The sequence below is a fragment of the Ornithinibacillus proteolyticus genome (assembly GCF_039581225.1).
GTDB classification, from domain to species: domain Bacteria; phylum Bacillota; class Bacilli; order Bacillales; family Amphibacillaceae; genus Ornithinibacillus; species Ornithinibacillus massiliensis.
Genome location: NZ_JBCPXV010000002.1, coordinates 37,772 through 54,912, shown reverse-complemented (window position 1 = coordinate 54,912; position 17,141 = coordinate 37,772). Strand labels below are relative to the sequence as shown.

Below are 17,141 nucleotides of genomic sequence, written 5' to 3'. Positions count from 1 at the left end.
GTTGTTAACCTCCTAAAATTAAAGAGGGATATTCCCATGTTTTTTGCTTGGGCGATCCTCTTTTTTATATTGTAACATTTCTAACCCTTGAATAAGCTTTATCCGAGTTTCCCTAGGGTCGATAACATCATCGACCATGCCTAGCTTTGCCGCAATATATGGATTTGCGAACTTTTCTCGATATGTATTAATCTTTTCTTGACGTGTTTTTTCAGGGTCTGTACTTGCCGCAATCTCTTTAGCAAAGATAATATTTGCTGCACCTTCTGGTCCCATAACTGCAATTTCTGCATTTGGCCATGCATAAACTAAATCTGCACCAATTGATTTACTATTCAATGCTACATAGGCACCACCGTAAGCTTTTCTTACAATAACAGTTAGCTTAGGTACTATAGCTTCAGAATATGCATATAAGATTTTAGCTCCATGTCGTATGATACCACCATGTTCCTGTTTTATGCCAGGAAAGAAACCTGTCACATCTTCAAATGTAATAATTGGGATATTAAAACAATCACAAAAGCGAATAAATCGTGCTGCTTTATCACTTGAATCAATATCGAGTCCACCTGCCAAATGTTTCGGTTGATTACAAACTAATCCAACTGTTTGACCTTGTACTCTCGCAAAACCTACTACAATATTTTTAGCAAATTCTGCATGAATTTCATAAAAGCTATCCTCATCCACTACTTGTTCAATAACTCGTTTTATATCATATGGTCGTGTAGAATCAAATGGAACTATATCAACTAATCCTGGTCGATAATTTTGTAGGGCATCTTCTGTTACGGTCTTTACTGGTGGCTTATCGTTATTATTGTTCGGTAAATACGATAGCAATTTCTTCACATGATTTAATGCATCTGTCTCATTTTCTGCTTGGAAATGGGCATTGCCACTTTTACTATTATGAATATGTGCTCCACCTAAATCTTCAGAGGAAATTTTTTCTCCTGTTACTGTTTCAATAACTTTCGGCCCCGTAATAAACATTTGTGAGGTCTTCTCGACCATTATCACAAAATCCGTTATAGCTGGTGAATATACCGCACCACCTGCACTTGGTCCCATAATAACGGAAATCTGCGGTATATAGCCGGAATAAATGGCATTGCGGTAAAATACTTGACCATACCCATCTAGTGAGGATACCCCCTCTTGAATTCTAGCACCACCAGAGTCATTTAATCCAATAAATGGAACACCATTCTTTGCCGCAAGATCCATAACGGCAGCGATTTTCTTTCCATGCATTTCACCTAAAGCCCCACCATAGAGAGTAAAATCTTGTGCAAATAAATAGACTGGACGGCCATCGATTTTTCCATACCCAGTGATAACACCGTCCCCCATTCCACTGGACCCATTCATTTCAAAATCGGTTCCACGAGATTCAATAAACGTATTTAATTCAACGAAACTCCCGTCATCTAATAAGTAATCAATTCGTTCCCTAGCAGTCCATTTCCCTTTAGCATGCTGCTTTTCAATCCGTTCATCCCCACCACCTAATTCTGCCATTCTCCGTTTATCATAGAGCTCATTAATCCGATCAAACATATCCATCATGCTTCTTCTCCCCCTGCTTCTTCACATAGTTCAAACAGTACGCCATGTGCTGATTTAGGATGTAAGAAAGCGATTTGTGATTGATGACTGCCTTGTTTCGGTTCTGCATTAATTAATTGAACACCATTCTTAGACAAGCTGTTAATCCTTGCCTGAATATCATCCACATCTAAGGCTATATGATGGATGCCTTCTCCTTTTTTTTCAATAAATTTATGAATAGCAGAGGATTCCTCTAAAGGTTCTAGTAATTCAAAACGACTCTCCCCAATTTTAAGGAAGGCTACTTTTACTCCCTCAGACGCTACCTCTTCCATTCCCTCTAGTTCTAACCCTAATGTCTTCGTATAAAATGGTAGCACCTGATCGATTGATCTAACGGCAATACCAATATGGGATATTCTGTTAGAAATACTACCTTCCTGTACTCCTACGAGTTGATTAATATAATCTGCTAACGCTTCAATCGTAGAACCACTTGTAAAGATTTCCTTTACCCCTTTTTCTTTAAGGAATGGGATATCCTCTGAAGGTATGACACCGCCACCAATTACTGGAATATCTGCAGCATCTAACGCTTTTAATTCCTCAATTACTTTTGGAAAAAGGGTACGATGCGCACCTGATAAGGAAGATAATCCTACTACATCAACATCTTCCTGAATTGCTGCTTTGGCTATTTGAACTGGTGATTGTCTTAAGCCAGTATAGATTACTTCCATCCCATGATCTCTTAACCCTTGAGCGATTATTAATGCACCTCGATCATGTCCATCAAGACCAGGTTTTGCTATTAATACTCTTATCTTTGCCATACTATGTTCTCCTCCCCTTTTGTATTAGATGCTACCGTATTCTCCAAACTCTTGACGGAGTACATTACATATTTCCCCAACAGACGCATAAGCTTTTACGGCATTTAATATATATGGCATTAAATTCTCATCGGCTTGACTTGCTGCCCATTTCAGTTGTTTTAATGTACTTTCTACCATTTCACTATCACGTTTTTCCTTTATCGACTGGAGTTTAGCCTTCTGCTCCCGTTCTAATTCTTCATCTACCTTTAATAATTCTGGATTAACCTCTTCCTCGATTGTAAATTTGTTTAACCCAACAATTATTTCCTCATCCTTTTCAATTTTTCTTTGTGTTTCATAAGCTGTCCGATGAATTTCTCGTTGCATATAGCCTTCCTCTACAGCAGATACTGCTCCGCCAAGCTCGTTAATTCGCTTCAAGTAAATTTCTACCTCTGCTTCCATTTTGTCTGTCAATGCCTCCAAATAAAATGAGCCACCTAACGGATCAATCGTGTCTGCAACACCACTTTCATGGGCAATGATTTGTTGTGTTCGTAAAGCTATCCGTGCCGACTCCTCTGTTGGCAGAGCAAGAGCCTCATCACGAGAGTTTGTATGTAAACTTTGTGTACCACCAAGAACTGCTGCCAATGCTTGCAGAGTTACACGAACTATATTATTATCCGGCTGCTGGGCAGTTAAAGTAGAACCACCTGTTTGGGTATGAAAACGGAGCTTCCAACTCTTCGGATTTTTTGCTTGATAATGCTCTTTCATAATTTTAGCCCACACTCTTCTAGCTGCACGGAATTTCGCAATCTCTTCAAAGAAATTATTATGGGCGTTAAAAAAGAATGCTAGTCTAGGAGCGAATGAATCCACATCCATCCCTGACTCGATAGCTGCATCCACATAAGCCATTCCATTAGCAATCGTAAAGGCCGCCTCTTGAACTGCTGTAGATCCCGCTTCTCGAATGTGATAGCCCGAGATACTAATCGTATTAAATTTTGGAACAAACTTCTGGCAGTATTCAAAGATATTGGTTATTAATCTCATGGACGGCTTTGGAGGAAATATATACGTTCCACGAGCAATATATTCTTTTAAAATATCATTTTGAATTGTCCCTGTTAATTTTTCCATGGGAACGCCTTGTTTTTCTCCAACAGCAATATACATACAGAGCAAAATGGATGCAGGAGCATTAATCGTCATCGACGTACTAACTTGATCTAAAGGTATTTTCTCAAGTAGGTCTTCCATATCATAAAGGGTATCTATTGCCACTCCAACCTTTCCAACTTCCCCTTCAGCCATCGGATCATCTGAATCATAACCAATTTGTGTTGGGAGATCGAAAGCTACAGATAATCCAGTCTGACCTTGTTCCAATAAATATCGGAAGCGCTTATTTGTTTCTTTTGCCGATCCGAAACCAGCATATTGACGCATCGTCCAATATTTACTTCGATACATAGTCGGTTGTATTCCACGTGTATACGGGTATTCCCCTGGAAAACCTAGCTTATCCATATATGTACTATCTACTTCTGATGGGTAGTACAGCCTTTCTACTTCAATATCTGAACTAGTTAAAAAAGTTTCCTTCCGTTCAGGAAAGCGCTTTAATATTTCTGCAACCGAATCTTTCCACTTCTTTTGAACCTCTTTTTCATCGATATTCATACTTGTTCCCCCATTCTGTTAAACTCGAATCTTCCCATCTGTTAAAATAAGGAAAATATTAAGATAATTTATACTAAAAAAATAGGATTGAATTTATTACTTGTCCTATTACTATTTTAACGTTAAAATAAGTAGAGCATATGGATTGAAGGAGGGCTAACAAATGTCTGCAAACCAAACTACCAAACCTGTACCAAAACGAAAATCCAAACGCGAACGTCGTATGAAGCTAGCAGTATATATTATGATTATTGCCATGGTTGTTTCTACAATAACTTATGGTTTAGCTGTGTTTGTTGGTTTATAAAGGAATGGTAAGACTGGATTACAGATTCAAGTAATCACAGTCTTTTTTATTTTGCTACTTTTGGGTTCCTCCATAAGCTTACATCACTATCTTTATATCGCTTCTTGATGATAAGGTAACCCTCAATTTCATGTAATAATCGAAATAAATTTGCCCGTGTTTCAAATTCCTCTTGCGTTGTTGGTAAATCCTCGTTATGAAACTCATCACGTAATTCCTTCAATTGCTCGAGAAATACAATGGCCGTATTCTCAGGATGAACAGAATCAGCTAATCCCTCGAAGAAATCTGCAATTTTTAATGATATTTCATCGCGATTCGGTAGTTTTGTCACTAAAGGAAGCATCCTTCTAAGTAAATCTAATTGCTTATTACGCATGTAAAAATAGTCATAATAAGTATGCTGGGATCGTAACAAGTGATTTTCCCTATCAATTTCAACTAATCGAGTCGCTTGTTCGAGTAATTCCTCTGATTGTCTTATTTCTTTGCCATCCCATACAGTATTATTATCCCTTAAATATAGAGCGATTTCGGTTAGTACCATCCGAAAATTATGCTCCAATTTCATTTGAATTTGCTTTAATTTTTGGTCGTATCCAGGCATATATAAGTTTATTAATAGACCTGTTCCTATCCCTACCAAGATGATAATAAATTGTTGAAGCAATAGTGAAACGGGAATACCGTTAGTACTATAAAGATTGAGGATAATGACGGAACTAGTTATAATCCCTGGAGTAACTTTTAACCATACTGTAACCGGAATAAATACCATAAGCATCAATCCTAAAACAACCGGATGATAGCCAATAAACTCAAAAAACAAATACGAAAGTATACTTGCAACAATACAGGCTAATAATCGATGCCACGCACTGATAACGGACTGTTTACGTGAGGGCTTAATTGTCAAAATCGTTAGTATCCCAGCTGAAGTGAAATTGGTCAGTCCTAACGCTTGTGCTATAACGATTGAGATAGGTGTGCCTATTGCTGTTTTAATAGTTCTATACCCGATTTTCACCCGTTTTTCTCCTTTTAACAAGAAATAAGACTGACCTTATGGTATAGGACAGCCTTATTTGGTTCTTTCTTATACTTCTTCACAATGTTTGTCAAACATCTCTTGAAGCTTCGTCATTACTTCCATTGCACTATGGCCTTCAATGTCATGACGCTCAAGCATCGTTACAATTTTTCCATCTTTCAAAAATGCAAAAGAAGGTGATGAAGGCGGATAGCCTTCGAAATATGTACGAGCTTTCTCTGTAGCTTCACGATCTTGTCCAGCAAACACTGTTACTAAATGATCAGGACGTTTATCATAATGAATCGCATTAGCAGCAGCTGGACGAGCTACACCACCAGCACAACCACAGGTTGAGTTAATCATGACAAGTGTTGTACCCTCACGATTCAGTGCAGCATCTACATCTTCAGGTGTTCTTAGCTCCTCATATCCTGCTTCTGTTATATCTTTACGTGCAGCATCAACGATATCATTCATAAATAAATTAAAATCCATACAAGCCACCCCTTTATGTTAAGTTTCTTCTTTCCTAACATATAGGTTATCAATTTTGCAACTAAAATTCAATTTATAAAACTTGTTCTAATACACTTGAACGGTATTTTCATTCATATTTTCCAGTGTTTCTTTTACATAGGCTAAAAATTGACCACAAATCAATCCATCTAAAATTCGGTGATCCAGTGATAAACATAGGTTTACCATATCTCGAGCAGCAAACATGTTATTAATGATAACCGGTTTTTTCACAATCGATTCAACTTGTAAAATGGCAGCCTGGGGATGATTAATTACTCCCATAGACTGTACAGAGCCAAAGGAACCAGTATTGTTTACTGTAAATGTACCACCTTGCATGTCACCAGCAGTTAGTTTATTGGTACGCGCCTTTTGAGCTAATTCATTTATTTCTCTTGCTATCCCTTTTATACTCTTTTCATCCGCATGCTTAATAACTGGTACAAATAACTCTTGATCTTTCGCAACCGCGATTGATAGATTTATATCCTTACGTTGAATGATTTTATCCCCTGCCCATGTACTGTTTAACTGTGGGAATTTTTTCAAGCCTTGTGCGACAGCTTTTACAAAGAATGCAAAGTAAGTTAAATTATAACCCTCATTTTGTTTGAATTCAGATTTAATTTTATTTCGGTAACTAACTAGATCGGTAACATCTACTTCCACCATCATCCAGGCATGTGGTATTTCCGTTTTGGAGCGTACCATATTTTGCGCAATGACCTTACGTACTCCTGTTACAGGAATTTCAATATCCCCAACCTGGCTAGTAGGTTGTGAGACAGGTGGAACAGTAGCAGTGGATTGCGGTTGTGCTCCCTCTTTTTCTTTTGGAGCTTGTGTATTCACCGATTCGCTCACTGGTGCACTAGGAATATCACCTGAAGCAATAATCTTTTCGATATCTTTACGAGTGATTCTTCCACCACGACCAGTTCCTGTCAAGAGCTCTAAATCTATATTGTTCTCTTGTGCCATACGGAGTACAGCTGGAGAATAACGTTTTTTCATAGATTGGTCTAAAGCGACCTCCGTTGTAGAGGTAGAGGCTTCCTTCGTTACGTCCTTCTCAGCGTCATTGGATTCATTAGCTACACCAGCTTCTGTTTCGATATAGCAAATTAGTTCTCCAACAGCGACCGTTTCTCCCTCACCTGTAACGATTTCTTTGATTGTTCCAGTAAAGGAAGAAGGCACCTCTGCATTGACTTTATCTGTCATGACCTCAGCAATAGGATCATACTTGTTAATATGATCTCCTTCTTTAACAAGCCAAGAGCTTATGGTTCCTTCTGTAACACTCTCCCCTAATTGGGGCATCGTAATTTTTTCCAGTGCCATCGTTTTCCCTCCTAGTTAAAATTCAGCTAATTCACGCATTGCTTTTTCGATTTTATCAGGATTCATCATAAAGAATTTCTCCATTGTAGGTGCATATGGCATGGCAGGTACATCAGGTCCAGCAAGTCTTTGAATAGGAGCATCTAGGTCAAACAAACAATTTTCTGCAATGATTGCTGCAACTTCCCCAATAATACTACCTTCTTTATTGTCCTCTGTGACTAATAGAACCTTTCCAGTCTTTTTGGCAGCTTCAATAATGGCTTCCTTATCCAATGGATAGATTGTACGTAAATCTAAAATATGAGCATCAATACCTTCTTCTGCTAACTTTTCAGCAGCTTGTAAGGCAAAGTGAACACATAATCCGTATGTAATGATGGTAATATCGGATCCTTCACGTTTCACATCCGCTTTACCTATTGGTAATACATAATCATCTTCTGGCACTTCACCTTTTAGTAAACGATAAGCACGTTTATGCTCAAAGAATAAGACTGGGTCATTATCCCTAATTGCTGCTTTTAATAAACCTTTTACATCATAAGGTGTGGAAGGCATCACGATTTTTAATCCAGGTTGGTTAGCAAAAACAGCCTCAACCGATTGTGAATGATATAAAGCACCATGAACTCCACCGCCATAAGGTGCTCGAATGACAATCGGACAGTTCCAATCATTATTTGAACGATAACGAATTCTGGCTGCTTCTGAAATAATTTGGTTAACCGCAGGCATGATAAAATCTGCAAACTGCATCTCAGCAACTGGGCGCATTCCGTACATTGCTGCACCGATACCTACACCGGCAATAGCGGATTCTGCTAGTGGTGTATCTAGAACACGGTATTCACCGAACTCATCATATAATCCTTCTGTAGCCTTAAAAACGCCACCTTTTTTCCCAACGTCTTCCCCTAATACAAAAACCTTTTCATCACGTTGCATTTCTTCTCTTAAAGCAGTAGTAACAGCTTGTATATAAGACATGACTGGCATGGTTATCCCTCCCTACTTTTCTTCGTAAACATATTTTAATGCATCTTCTGGTGCAGCATACGGAGCATTCTCAGCATAGTCCGTTGCTTCATTGACAATTGAGTTGATTTCATTGGTCATATCTTTTTCTACCTCGTCCGTTAACACACCAACATCTTTTAGATACTGGGAAAATGTGAATATAGAATCAAGTTTTTTCGCTTCTTCTACTTCTTCACGACCACGATATGCACGGTCATCATCATCACTTGAGTGAGCAGTCAATCGATAAGATACTGCCTCAATCAGTGTTGGACCTTCACCACTAATTGCACGGTCACGAGCTTCTTTTACTACTTTATATACTTCTAATGGATCATTTCCATCAACAGTATAGCCTGGCATACCATAACCAATGGCTCTGTCCGATACCTTTTGGTTTCCTAGTTGTTTTTCCGCAGGTACGGAAATGGCATATTTATTATTTTCAACCATTGTAATTACTGGTAATTTATGAACTCCTGCAAAGTTCAACCCTTCATGGAAATCCCCCTGGTTAGACGAACCTTCACCTAATGTGACAAACGAAACAAATTGCTTCTCTTCCATTCTTGCAGCAAGCGCAACACCAACGGCATGTGGCAATTGCGTTGTAACAGGAGATGAACCCGTTAGAATTCGATTTTTCTTCTGACCAAAGTGACTTGGCATTTGTCTTCCACCTGAGTTTGGATCTTCTGCTTTAGCGAAGGCGGACAACATTAATTCTTTTGCTGTCATACCAAAAGCAAGTACAACTCCTAAATCACGATAATAAGGTGCTATATAATCTTCTTGACGATTTAAAGCAAACGCAGCTCCAATCTGTGCTGCCTCCTGACCTTGGCAAGAAATAACGAAAGGAATCTTCCCAGCACGATTCAATAACCACATTCTCTCATCTAGTTTCCTAGCAAGAAGCATTGTTTTGTACATTTCTAAAACTTGATCATTTGTTAGTCCAAGTTCTTCATGACGATTTGTTGCCATTTTTTAAGTCCCTCCCTTAACTAATTAAACATAAATATTATCCATGAATTTGTAAACCGTCAACCGCTAACGCTGCCTCGCCCATAACTTCAGAAAGGGTTGGATGTGGATGTACGGTTTGAGCAATTTCCCACGGTGTTGCATCCAATACTTTAGCTAGACCAGCCTCAGAGATCATATCTGTTACATGTGGACCGACCATATGCACACCAAGTAAGTCCTCATTTTCTTTATTCATAATGATTTTCACGAAGCCATCCGATTCACCGTATACTAAAGCTTTCCCAATCGCCTTAAACGGGAATTTTCCTACTTTTATATCATAGCCCTTTTCTTTTGCTTGTTTTTCTGTTAATCCGACACTTGCAGCCTCAGGACTAGAATAAATACATGCTGGGATATTATCATAGTTTAAACGATGTGGTTGCTTCCCTGCCATATGTTCGACTGCAACAATACCTTCATGAGATGCGACATGGGCTAATTGCATACCACCAATTACATCTCCTATTGCATAAATATGAGATTCTTTCGTTTGATAAAATGGTGATGTTTGAATAAATCCTTTCTCCATTACAATATCTGTATTTTCTAAGCCAATATTAGTTGTATTTGCCTGTCGTCCTACAGATACAAGGAGTTTATCCGCTGTATATACTTGATTAGATCCAGCAACTTCGGCTTCAATGGTTACACTGGCATCCTTTTTAACTGTTTCAGGTAATACTTTTGCCCCTTTAACAAAAGTTACCCCCTTACGCTTCAGTTGTTTTTCTACTTCTTTTGCAACATCAGCATCCTCAGTTGGTAAAATTTGATCTGTATATTCGATAACCGTTACGGCTACACCAAAGTCAGCTAACATAGACGCCCACTCAATACCGATTACACCACCACCGATAATGATGATAGACTCGGGCAAGCTCTCCATTTGTAATGCCTCATCTGAACTCATAATCATAGAACCATCTATCTCAAGGCCTGGTAATGATCTAGGAGAGGATCCTGTTGCAATTAAGACAAATTTTGGTACGATCATCGTGTTTTCATCACCATTTGCATATTCAATCGAAATCGTACCAGGTAGTGGAGAAAATATACTTGGCCCCAATATTCTCCCAAAACCATGAAGAACATCAATTTTCCCTTTCTTCATTAATGCCTGAACACCTTTATGTAGCGTATTGATAATCGAGTTTTTTCTCTCTTGAACACGATTAAAGTCTAGCGCTACATTATTGGCTTGAACACCAAACTCAAAAGCATTCTTCGTTTGCTTATACACTTCAGCGCTTCGTAAGAGTGACTTAGATGGAATACAGCCTCTGTGTAGGCATGTACCACCAAGTTCACCTTTTTCGACAACTGCAACTTTCATGCCAAGCTGTGAGGCGCGGATAGCAGCTACATAGCCACCCGTTCCGCCTCCAAGTACTACTAAATCATACTCCTCAGCCATACTATACGCCCCCTTACTTTCTTCTACTTAATGTATGAAGCCCATTTAATAAAAATTGACCTCTTGATTTTCTAACCGATTCGATTCGTTCTTCTGCCATTCTATCAGCAGCTAAGTAAGTAGGAATATTATCTCTTCTTGAGATTTCAAACACCTTTAATAAACTGTCGTAAATTCCTTCTACCTTTTTCATCGCTCTTGATTGATTATAGCCATTTAACTCATCGGCAACATTGATTACCCCACCAGCATTGATAACATAATCTGGTGCATATACAATTCCCTTCTCAAACAATATATCACCATGTTCGGTACTTTTTAATTGATTATTAGCAGAACCAGCGACAACTTTTGCCTTTATGCGAGAAATAGTATCATCATTAATCGTTGCGCCTAATGCACATGGTGCATAAATGTCACAGTCCACTTCATAAATATCATCAGGATCTACTGCTGTCGCTCCAAATGCCTCTACTGCGCGATGGGCTGCAGCTTTATTAATATCTGTAACAATTAATTTCGCACCCTCTTTATGTAAATACTCACATAAAGTAAAAGCAACACTTCCGATTCCTTGTACAGCTACTGTTTTCCCCTCTAAAGAATCATCACCATATGCTTCTAAAGCAGCAGCTTTCATTCCTTTATATACGCCATAAGCTGTTACAGGAGATGGGTCACCAGATGAACCGAACTCAGGTGAAATTCCAGTAACAAAGTCTGTTTCCATATGGATTAAATCCATATCCTCAACCGTAGTTCCTACATCTTCTGCAGTTATGTATCTGCCATTTAAACCTTGAATATATCTTCCAAACGCTCGAAACATCTCTGGATTCTTATCTTTTCTAGGATCACCAATGATGACAGTTTTTCCACCACCTAAGTTTAATCCAGCAGCAGCGTTTTTATATGTCATACCTTTTGCTAAACGCATTGCATCAACAATTGCATCTTCCTCTGAAGCATATGTCCACATTCTAGTCCCGCCAAGAGCTGGTCCTAACGTCGTATCGTGAATTGCAATGATTGCTTTTAAGCCAGAGTTCTTATCTTGGCAAAACACCAATTGCTCGTAATCATATACTTCCATGTCTTTAAAAATATCCATTTCTATTCCTCCTCATTTATAAAACGTTGCTATTTATAACTGCTTAAGCTATTAATAAATAAGCTTTCTTGACGTTAAATAAGCCATTGAAACTAACACTTTAAAAACACTACTTTTACATTATAATACAAAATCCCTATTCATAGGAAATGTAAGCGCTTTATTTTTATTCAAATAAAAAATATTTTTTAAATATTAAAAAATATTGAGGTTATATAGCTATATATTCCGGTGTTTTTTATGCGCTTTTCTCTATCATACGGTACATTTTCCATATTGGCAAATTAAAATTTTATCTATTTTTTATATTTTGGTATACTATGGGCTAAGTAGAATCTATCTATTGGGAGAAAGAAAAGGAGATATAATGGTCAGATTATTAGCAGTATTAGTTGTTTTTATACCCGGCATTATTGCAGCAATTGGGATTAAATTAATGCGAGACACATTATTTGATGATTTCCACCCTATTTTTTTCCACGCTTGGATCCAATTTGGGATTGGTTTATTCCTATTTCTTGCAGGACTAGCATTTTTAGGAGGATTTATCATTTATCGTGATCGTAAGAAGCAAGCAGAAAAGAAGGCAAAGGGCGTCTAGTAACTGTTTTATAGAAGCAGAAAAAATTTAGAGAAGAAATAGTTTTTAAAACTTACCAATAAAACAATAATGAAGCTATATAAACAAAATTTAATCCAAGCTAGGAAAGAATCTAGGAGATAAATGAAGAAATTTTAGACAAGTAGATCCATGGCTAGACAATTTTAAAAAACAGACACTAAAAATTATCTTGCACATACGTATAAACATTAACCAATTCATCGGTAACATAAAAAAGACACCATCCTTTATTGATTTTTTACAAACCAATAAAAAATGATATCTTTTATCAATTGCTAGGCTTTATCGGTAACTACTCCTTGTTTAGCAATATATGTAAAATTGCTATTAACCCATTAATACCAACGATTCATTAAGAAGCCTTGTGGTCAAGCCTTAAACGGTCCGCCACCATTGCGATAAATTCAGAATTTGTTGGTTTGGCTTTTGAAATACTTACCGTGTATCCAAATAAGGCGGATATCGAGTCGATGTTTCCACGGCTCCAGGCGACTTCGATTGCATGTCGAATAGCACGTTCGACACGTGATGAAGTCGTATTAAATTTCTTTGCGATATCTGGATATAACACTTTTGTAATGGAGCCAAGTAATTCAATATCATTATATACCATGGTAATGGCTTCTCGTAAGTACATATAACCTTTAATATGAGCAGGTACACCTATTTCATGAATAATATTGGTAATACTTGCTTCTAAATCTTTCTTCTTTCTTTCCTTCTTCATACCAAAGTTTGAACGGTTAGAAAGAACACTTCGTCCATTTACTTGGCGAATCTGTTCCGCAAGATTCTCTAAATCAAATGGTTTTAAAATAAAATAAGATGCTCCTAAATCAACAGCTTTTTTCATAACCTCCTCTTGTCCAAAAGCCGTTAACATAATAACATACGGATCATTACTTGACTTACCTTTTTCCCTAAGCATATTTAGAACGGCTAACCCATCTACATGAGGCATAATGATATCCAGCACCAAAACATCAGGTTTCTTTTCTTCAACTAATGCTAGACAATCTTTACCGTTGTATGCTGTGCCAACCACTTCAATATCTGGTTGTTCATCAAAAAACTCTTCCATTAAATTGATCAAATCCCTGTTGTCATCTACTAAACAAACTGAAATCTTATCCACAAAATGCTCCTCCTTTAAAGTATTTCCATAATGTCCACTCTATGTATTCGACAAAACTTCAAAATATCCTTCTTTTTTTAAAAAAACTTTGCGTTTTTTTATCTTTTCTTTAAATTACTTTATTTTGCTTTCATTTTCGGTATGATTCGATTTAATCCGACAGCTAATTCGATATTTTGTCGAAAAATATTTAATTCTATTCCTTCAGGTCGTATATTCCCGGTTATACACAAAATAAAACCTAAATCAAAATGAAAGAACCTATGCATCAATGCACAGGTTCTCTTTCCACACTATATTAACTTGCTTGTTTCTTCTCTTTATTGTAGATATCCACTCCAGCATCTTGGAGCATCCATTCAATATGGACACCATATCCACTTGTTGGATCGTTGACAAATACATGTGTTACTGCTCCAATAACCTTGTCATTTTGAATAATCGGGCTACCACTCATCCCCTGTACAATACCACCAGTTGCTTCTAATAATTTTGGGTCGGTAATTTGTATAACCATACCTTTTGTAGCAGGAGTTTTTTGCGGTACACTAGAAACAATTTCCACATCAAATTCCTCTACCTTCTCCCCATCGATAACCGTTAATATTTTTGCCGGTCCTTCTTTAACTTCATGAGATAACGCAATTGGCATTGGTTTATCATACTTACCATTCTCTATCGATTCATCTAACTTACCGAAGATCCCAAATGGACTATTCTTCGTAATAGTACCGATTTTATTTTCTCTGATTGAAAACTTAGCTTGCTTTTCACCAGGAGTACCGTTATTCCCCTTTTGAATCGAGGTCACAGTGGATCTAACAATTGTACCATCATGAATTTCAATCGGTTTTTTCGTATCCATGTCCGAGATAACATGTCCTAATGCACCGTATTTCTTCGATTCAGGTTCAAAGAACGTCATCGTTCCTATACCTGCGGCTGAATCACGAATATATAAGCCAATCCGGTATTCATTTTCCTTTTCATCCAATACAGGCTTTAATTCCGTATCAAAGGTTTCCTTACCACGTTTGACCTTCACTTTTAATGGTTCGGAGTTTTTACCGGACTCTTCGACAATTGGTTTAACGTCCTTCATTTCCTCTATCTTTTGACCATTTATTTCCATGATTACATCACCGACTTTAATCTCTGCCTCTTCACCAGGAGACATCGTACCATTTTCACCGTTTACAAGATGATGGCCAACTACTAATACTCCAAGGGTTTGTAGCTGTACACCAATAGATTGTCCACCTGGAATGACCTTAACGTCCTTTAGTATCGAAACGTCAACTTTCTTAATAGGTACTCCAGCAACGGAATAATATAATTGACTATCTCCCGGTTCAGTAACATGGAAACTTGACGCATTGACCGCTTCTGAATTATTGTCCGTAGATGCGTATACTTGAACAGCATTACCTAGGTTAGGAACCTCTAAGGGGAATTGATTTTGAAACGTTACAATCTTATTTGGAATGGTAAAATAATTTTGTATAGGGGGCGTAAAAGGAACAATTAGCAATGTGAGTAGTAGTAAAAATCCTGTTACGATTCGAATTTTGTCTATGTGCTTCACAAATGTCCACTCTCCTTGTTCCTAAACCCATACCATATTTTTATATCTGTACTTCTAATTTGACCTTTAATAGCTATTTTTAAACCGGGAAAAGATAAGAAAACCTGCTTATCTTTTCCTTTACAAATATTGTATGAAGAAAATTTAGGGAATCGAGACTAGACATCATGTTTCACACAAATATAAAAAATGCTGTCCCTTCGTTATACCTAATAAGGGACAGCATTTTAATATATATTAACTATTTACTGTAGTTCTTTTAAACCCTTGTGCTAATTTATGTAGCTCTTTGGCATGCTGCTTCGCTGTTTCTGTCACTTTTGTACCTGTCATCATTCTCGTTAACTCATTGATTTGTTCTGATTCCGTTAGTTCGCTAACTTGCGTGACAGTACGATTCTCTAATTCGTTTTTTTCAATAAATAGATGTGTATCTGCCATTGCTGCTACTTGTGGTAAGTGGGTAATACATAACACTTGAGAGTCATTAGATATTTGGAATATTTTCTCCGCAATAGCTTGTGCGACTCTTCCACTTACTCCAGTGTCTACCTCATCAAAAATGACACTAGTCACACCTTGATGCTTAGCAAACAATTTCTTTAATACTAACATAATTCTAGAAAGTTCTCCGCCTGATGCGACTTTGGAGATCTCTTTTAATGGTTCACCTAAATTGGTTGAAATAAGAAAACGAATTTGATCAAAACCATTTTTATGAAGGGGGACATTTTCTACAACATTCTCAGGTATGAATTGAACAGAGAACGATGCTTTTTCTAAATATAAATCCTTTAATTCTTCCTGTACCTCTCGGATTAAATTGCTCGCCGCCTGTTTTCGGATCGCATGTAATTGCTGTGCCTCGATAAATGCATCTTCCTCTAGCTCGTTTATTTCATTAGCTAAACGCTGGAGGTGGGAGTCTTTATTTTTTATTTGCTCAATTTCTTCCTCGATAGAACCCATATATTCAATCATTTCGCTAACGGACGTACCATATTTCTTTTTTAAACGACTAATTTCAGCTAATCTTCCTTCAATTTCATTTAAACGGTCCGGATCGTATTCTAAGGTTTCTAAGAAATTACTCAATTCGTATGTCAGATCTTCCATCATATAATAATGATTGGATAATGACTCCGATTTTTTGGCAATTACATCGTCATAGTGGTTTATTTCCTCTAGTGATCTTTGTGCAACACTTAACCATTCAAGTCCTTTTTGCTCACCATATAATGCATTATACGCCTCGTGAACACCTTTATATATTTTTTCATAATTAACCAGCTGGTTGCGTTCTTTCTCTAATTGAACATCTTCGTCTGGAACAAGATTTGCCTTTTCCAGTTCATTTAATTGGAATTCCAGTAGATCTAATCGTTGAGCCATCTCCTGCTCGTTTTCATTTAGCTCTTTATACCGTCTTTTTAATGTTTCAAGTCGCTGAAATAATTCGGTGTACTCTTCTTTAACTTGTTCGATCTCTTCTCGGTTATATAAATCCAATAATTCTATATGGTTCTCCGGTTCCATTAGGGATTGGGTTTCATGCTGACTATGAATATCAATTAGTGTTCTTCCAAATTCCTTTAAGATAGCCAGTGTAACCAATTTTCCATTAACACGGCAAATACTTTTACCAGAAGTCGTAATAACCCGTTGCAGTACGACTTCCCCATCGTTAATTTCTATCCCATATTGTTTACCAACTAAATAAATTTGATGTGAAGTGGATTCGATTAAAAATAACCCTTCTATTTCTGCTTTGTCTTCTCCATGCCTAATAAAATCGACAGAAGCTCGTCCACCTGCTAGTAATTGAATCGCATCAATTATAATGGACTTACCTGCCCCTGTTTCACCAGACAATACGGTTAGACCTTCTTTAAATGTTAAAGTAATCTGGTCAATAATCGCAAAGTTACGTATCGATAATTCAGTTAACATCT

At 37.4% G+C, this 17,141-nt stretch carries 15 protein-coding genes; 2 read left to right on the top strand and 13 right to left on the bottom strand.

Going from position 1 to position 17,141, the window contains the following annotated elements:
* Window positions 1–18 precede the first annotated feature (18 nt).
* The 3 genes from AAIB49_RS01715 to AAIB49_RS01705 are packed head-to-tail and all read right to left on the bottom strand — an operon-like array spanning window position 19 to window position 4,067.
* On the bottom strand, window positions 19–1,572 hold the full coding sequence (locus AAIB49_RS01715; protein WP_339217964.1) for an acyl-CoA carboxylase subunit beta: 1,554 nt from the start codon (window positions 1,570–1,572) through the stop codon (window positions 19–21).
* Window positions 1,572–2,390: a methylmalonyl-CoA epimerase gene (gene mce / locus AAIB49_RS01710; RefSeq protein ID WP_339214751.1), complete on the bottom strand. Its 819-nt coding sequence runs from the start codon at window positions 2,388–2,390 to the stop codon at window positions 1,572–1,574. Before mce ends, AAIB49_RS01715 begins: the two co-directional genes overlap by 1 nt.
* Before the next feature lie 24 nt (window positions 2,391–2,414).
* Window positions 2,415–4,067, bottom strand: coding sequence for an acyl-CoA mutase large subunit family protein (locus AAIB49_RS01705; protein ID WP_343457012.1), 1,653 nt, complete (start codon window positions 4,065–4,067; stop codon window positions 2,415–2,417).
* A gap of 163 nt (window positions 4,068–4,230) precedes the next feature.
* On the opposite strand from AAIB49_RS01705, the gene prli42 reads away from it, so the two are divergent.
* Complete coding sequence (gene prli42 / locus AAIB49_RS01700) at window positions 4,231–4,374, top strand: stressosome-associated protein Prli42 (protein WP_186869858.1); 144 nt, start codon at window positions 4,231–4,233, stop codon at window positions 4,372–4,374.
* A gap of 46 nt (window positions 4,375–4,420) precedes the next feature.
* On the opposite strand, the gene AAIB49_RS01695 is transcribed toward prli42, so the two are convergent.
* The 7 genes from AAIB49_RS01695 to AAIB49_RS01665 all read right to left on the bottom strand — a co-directional run bounded on the left by AAIB49_RS01695 (window position 4,421) and on the right by AAIB49_RS01665 (window position 11,847).
* Window positions 4,421–5,401, bottom strand: a complete 981-nt coding sequence (locus tag AAIB49_RS01695) for an aromatic acid exporter family protein (RefSeq protein WP_343457010.1) — start codon at window positions 5,399–5,401, stop codon at window positions 4,421–4,423.
* Between the two features lie 69 nt (window positions 5,402–5,470).
* Complete coding sequence (locus AAIB49_RS01690) at window positions 5,471–5,902, bottom strand: BrxA/BrxB family bacilliredoxin (protein WP_186869860.1); 432 nt, start codon at window positions 5,900–5,902, stop codon at window positions 5,471–5,473.
* 87 nt (window positions 5,903–5,989) lie between these two features.
* A complete protein-coding gene (locus AAIB49_RS01685; RefSeq protein WP_343457009.1) occupies window positions 5,990–7,270 on the bottom strand; it encodes a dihydrolipoamide acetyltransferase family protein in 1,281 nt (426 codons plus the stop codon).
* Between the two features lie 15 nt (window positions 7,271–7,285).
* Window positions 7,286–8,269: an alpha-ketoacid dehydrogenase subunit beta gene (locus AAIB49_RS01680; RefSeq protein WP_343457008.1), complete on the bottom strand. Its 984-nt coding sequence runs from the start codon at window positions 8,267–8,269 to the stop codon at window positions 7,286–7,288.
* Window positions 8,270–8,281: 12 nt separating this feature from the next.
* Window positions 8,282–9,277 carry a thiamine pyrophosphate-dependent dehydrogenase E1 component subunit alpha gene (locus tag AAIB49_RS01675; RefSeq protein ID WP_339214743.1) on the bottom strand — a complete coding sequence of 332 codons (996 nt, stop codon included), beginning with the start codon at window positions 9,275–9,277 and terminating at the stop codon, window positions 8,282–8,284.
* A gap of 37 nt (window positions 9,278–9,314) precedes the next feature.
* Window positions 9,315–10,736 carry a dihydrolipoyl dehydrogenase gene (gene lpdA / locus AAIB49_RS01670; RefSeq protein ID WP_339214741.1) on the bottom strand — a complete coding sequence of 474 codons (1,422 nt, stop codon included), beginning with the start codon at window positions 10,734–10,736 and terminating at the stop codon, window positions 9,315–9,317.
* Window positions 10,737–10,749: 13 nt separating this feature from the next.
* Window positions 10,750–11,847 (bottom strand): Glu/Leu/Phe/Val family dehydrogenase, encoded by a 1,098-nt coding sequence (locus AAIB49_RS01665; protein WP_211741309.1) that lies wholly within the window; start codon window positions 11,845–11,847, stop codon window positions 10,750–10,752.
* Between the two features lie 367 nt (window positions 11,848–12,214).
* Between AAIB49_RS01665 and AAIB49_RS01660 the strand changes: the two genes are divergently transcribed.
* Window positions 12,215–12,448, top strand: coding sequence for a DUF2627 family protein (locus AAIB49_RS01660; protein WP_343457007.1), 234 nt, complete (start codon window positions 12,215–12,217; stop codon window positions 12,446–12,448).
* A gap of 373 nt (window positions 12,449–12,821) precedes the next feature.
* On the opposite strand, the gene spo0A is transcribed toward AAIB49_RS01660, so the two are convergent.
* The 3 genes from spo0A to recN form a co-directional block, all read right to left on the bottom strand.
* Window positions 12,822–13,604, bottom strand: a complete 783-nt coding sequence (gene spo0A, locus AAIB49_RS01655) for a sporulation transcription factor Spo0A (protein ID WP_186869867.1) — start codon at window positions 13,602–13,604, stop codon at window positions 12,822–12,824.
* 298 nt (window positions 13,605–13,902) lie between these two features.
* Window positions 13,903–15,189 (bottom strand): SpoIVB peptidase, encoded by a 1,287-nt coding sequence (gene spoIVB, locus AAIB49_RS01650; protein ID WP_339214736.1) that lies wholly within the window; start codon window positions 15,187–15,189, stop codon window positions 13,903–13,905.
* A 237-nt stretch (window positions 15,190–15,426) separates the two neighbouring features.
* A complete protein-coding gene (gene recN, locus AAIB49_RS01645; RefSeq protein ID WP_343457006.1) occupies window positions 15,427–17,139 on the bottom strand; it encodes a DNA repair protein RecN in 1,713 nt (570 codons plus the stop codon).
* Window positions 17,140–17,141 lie beyond the last annotated feature (2 nt).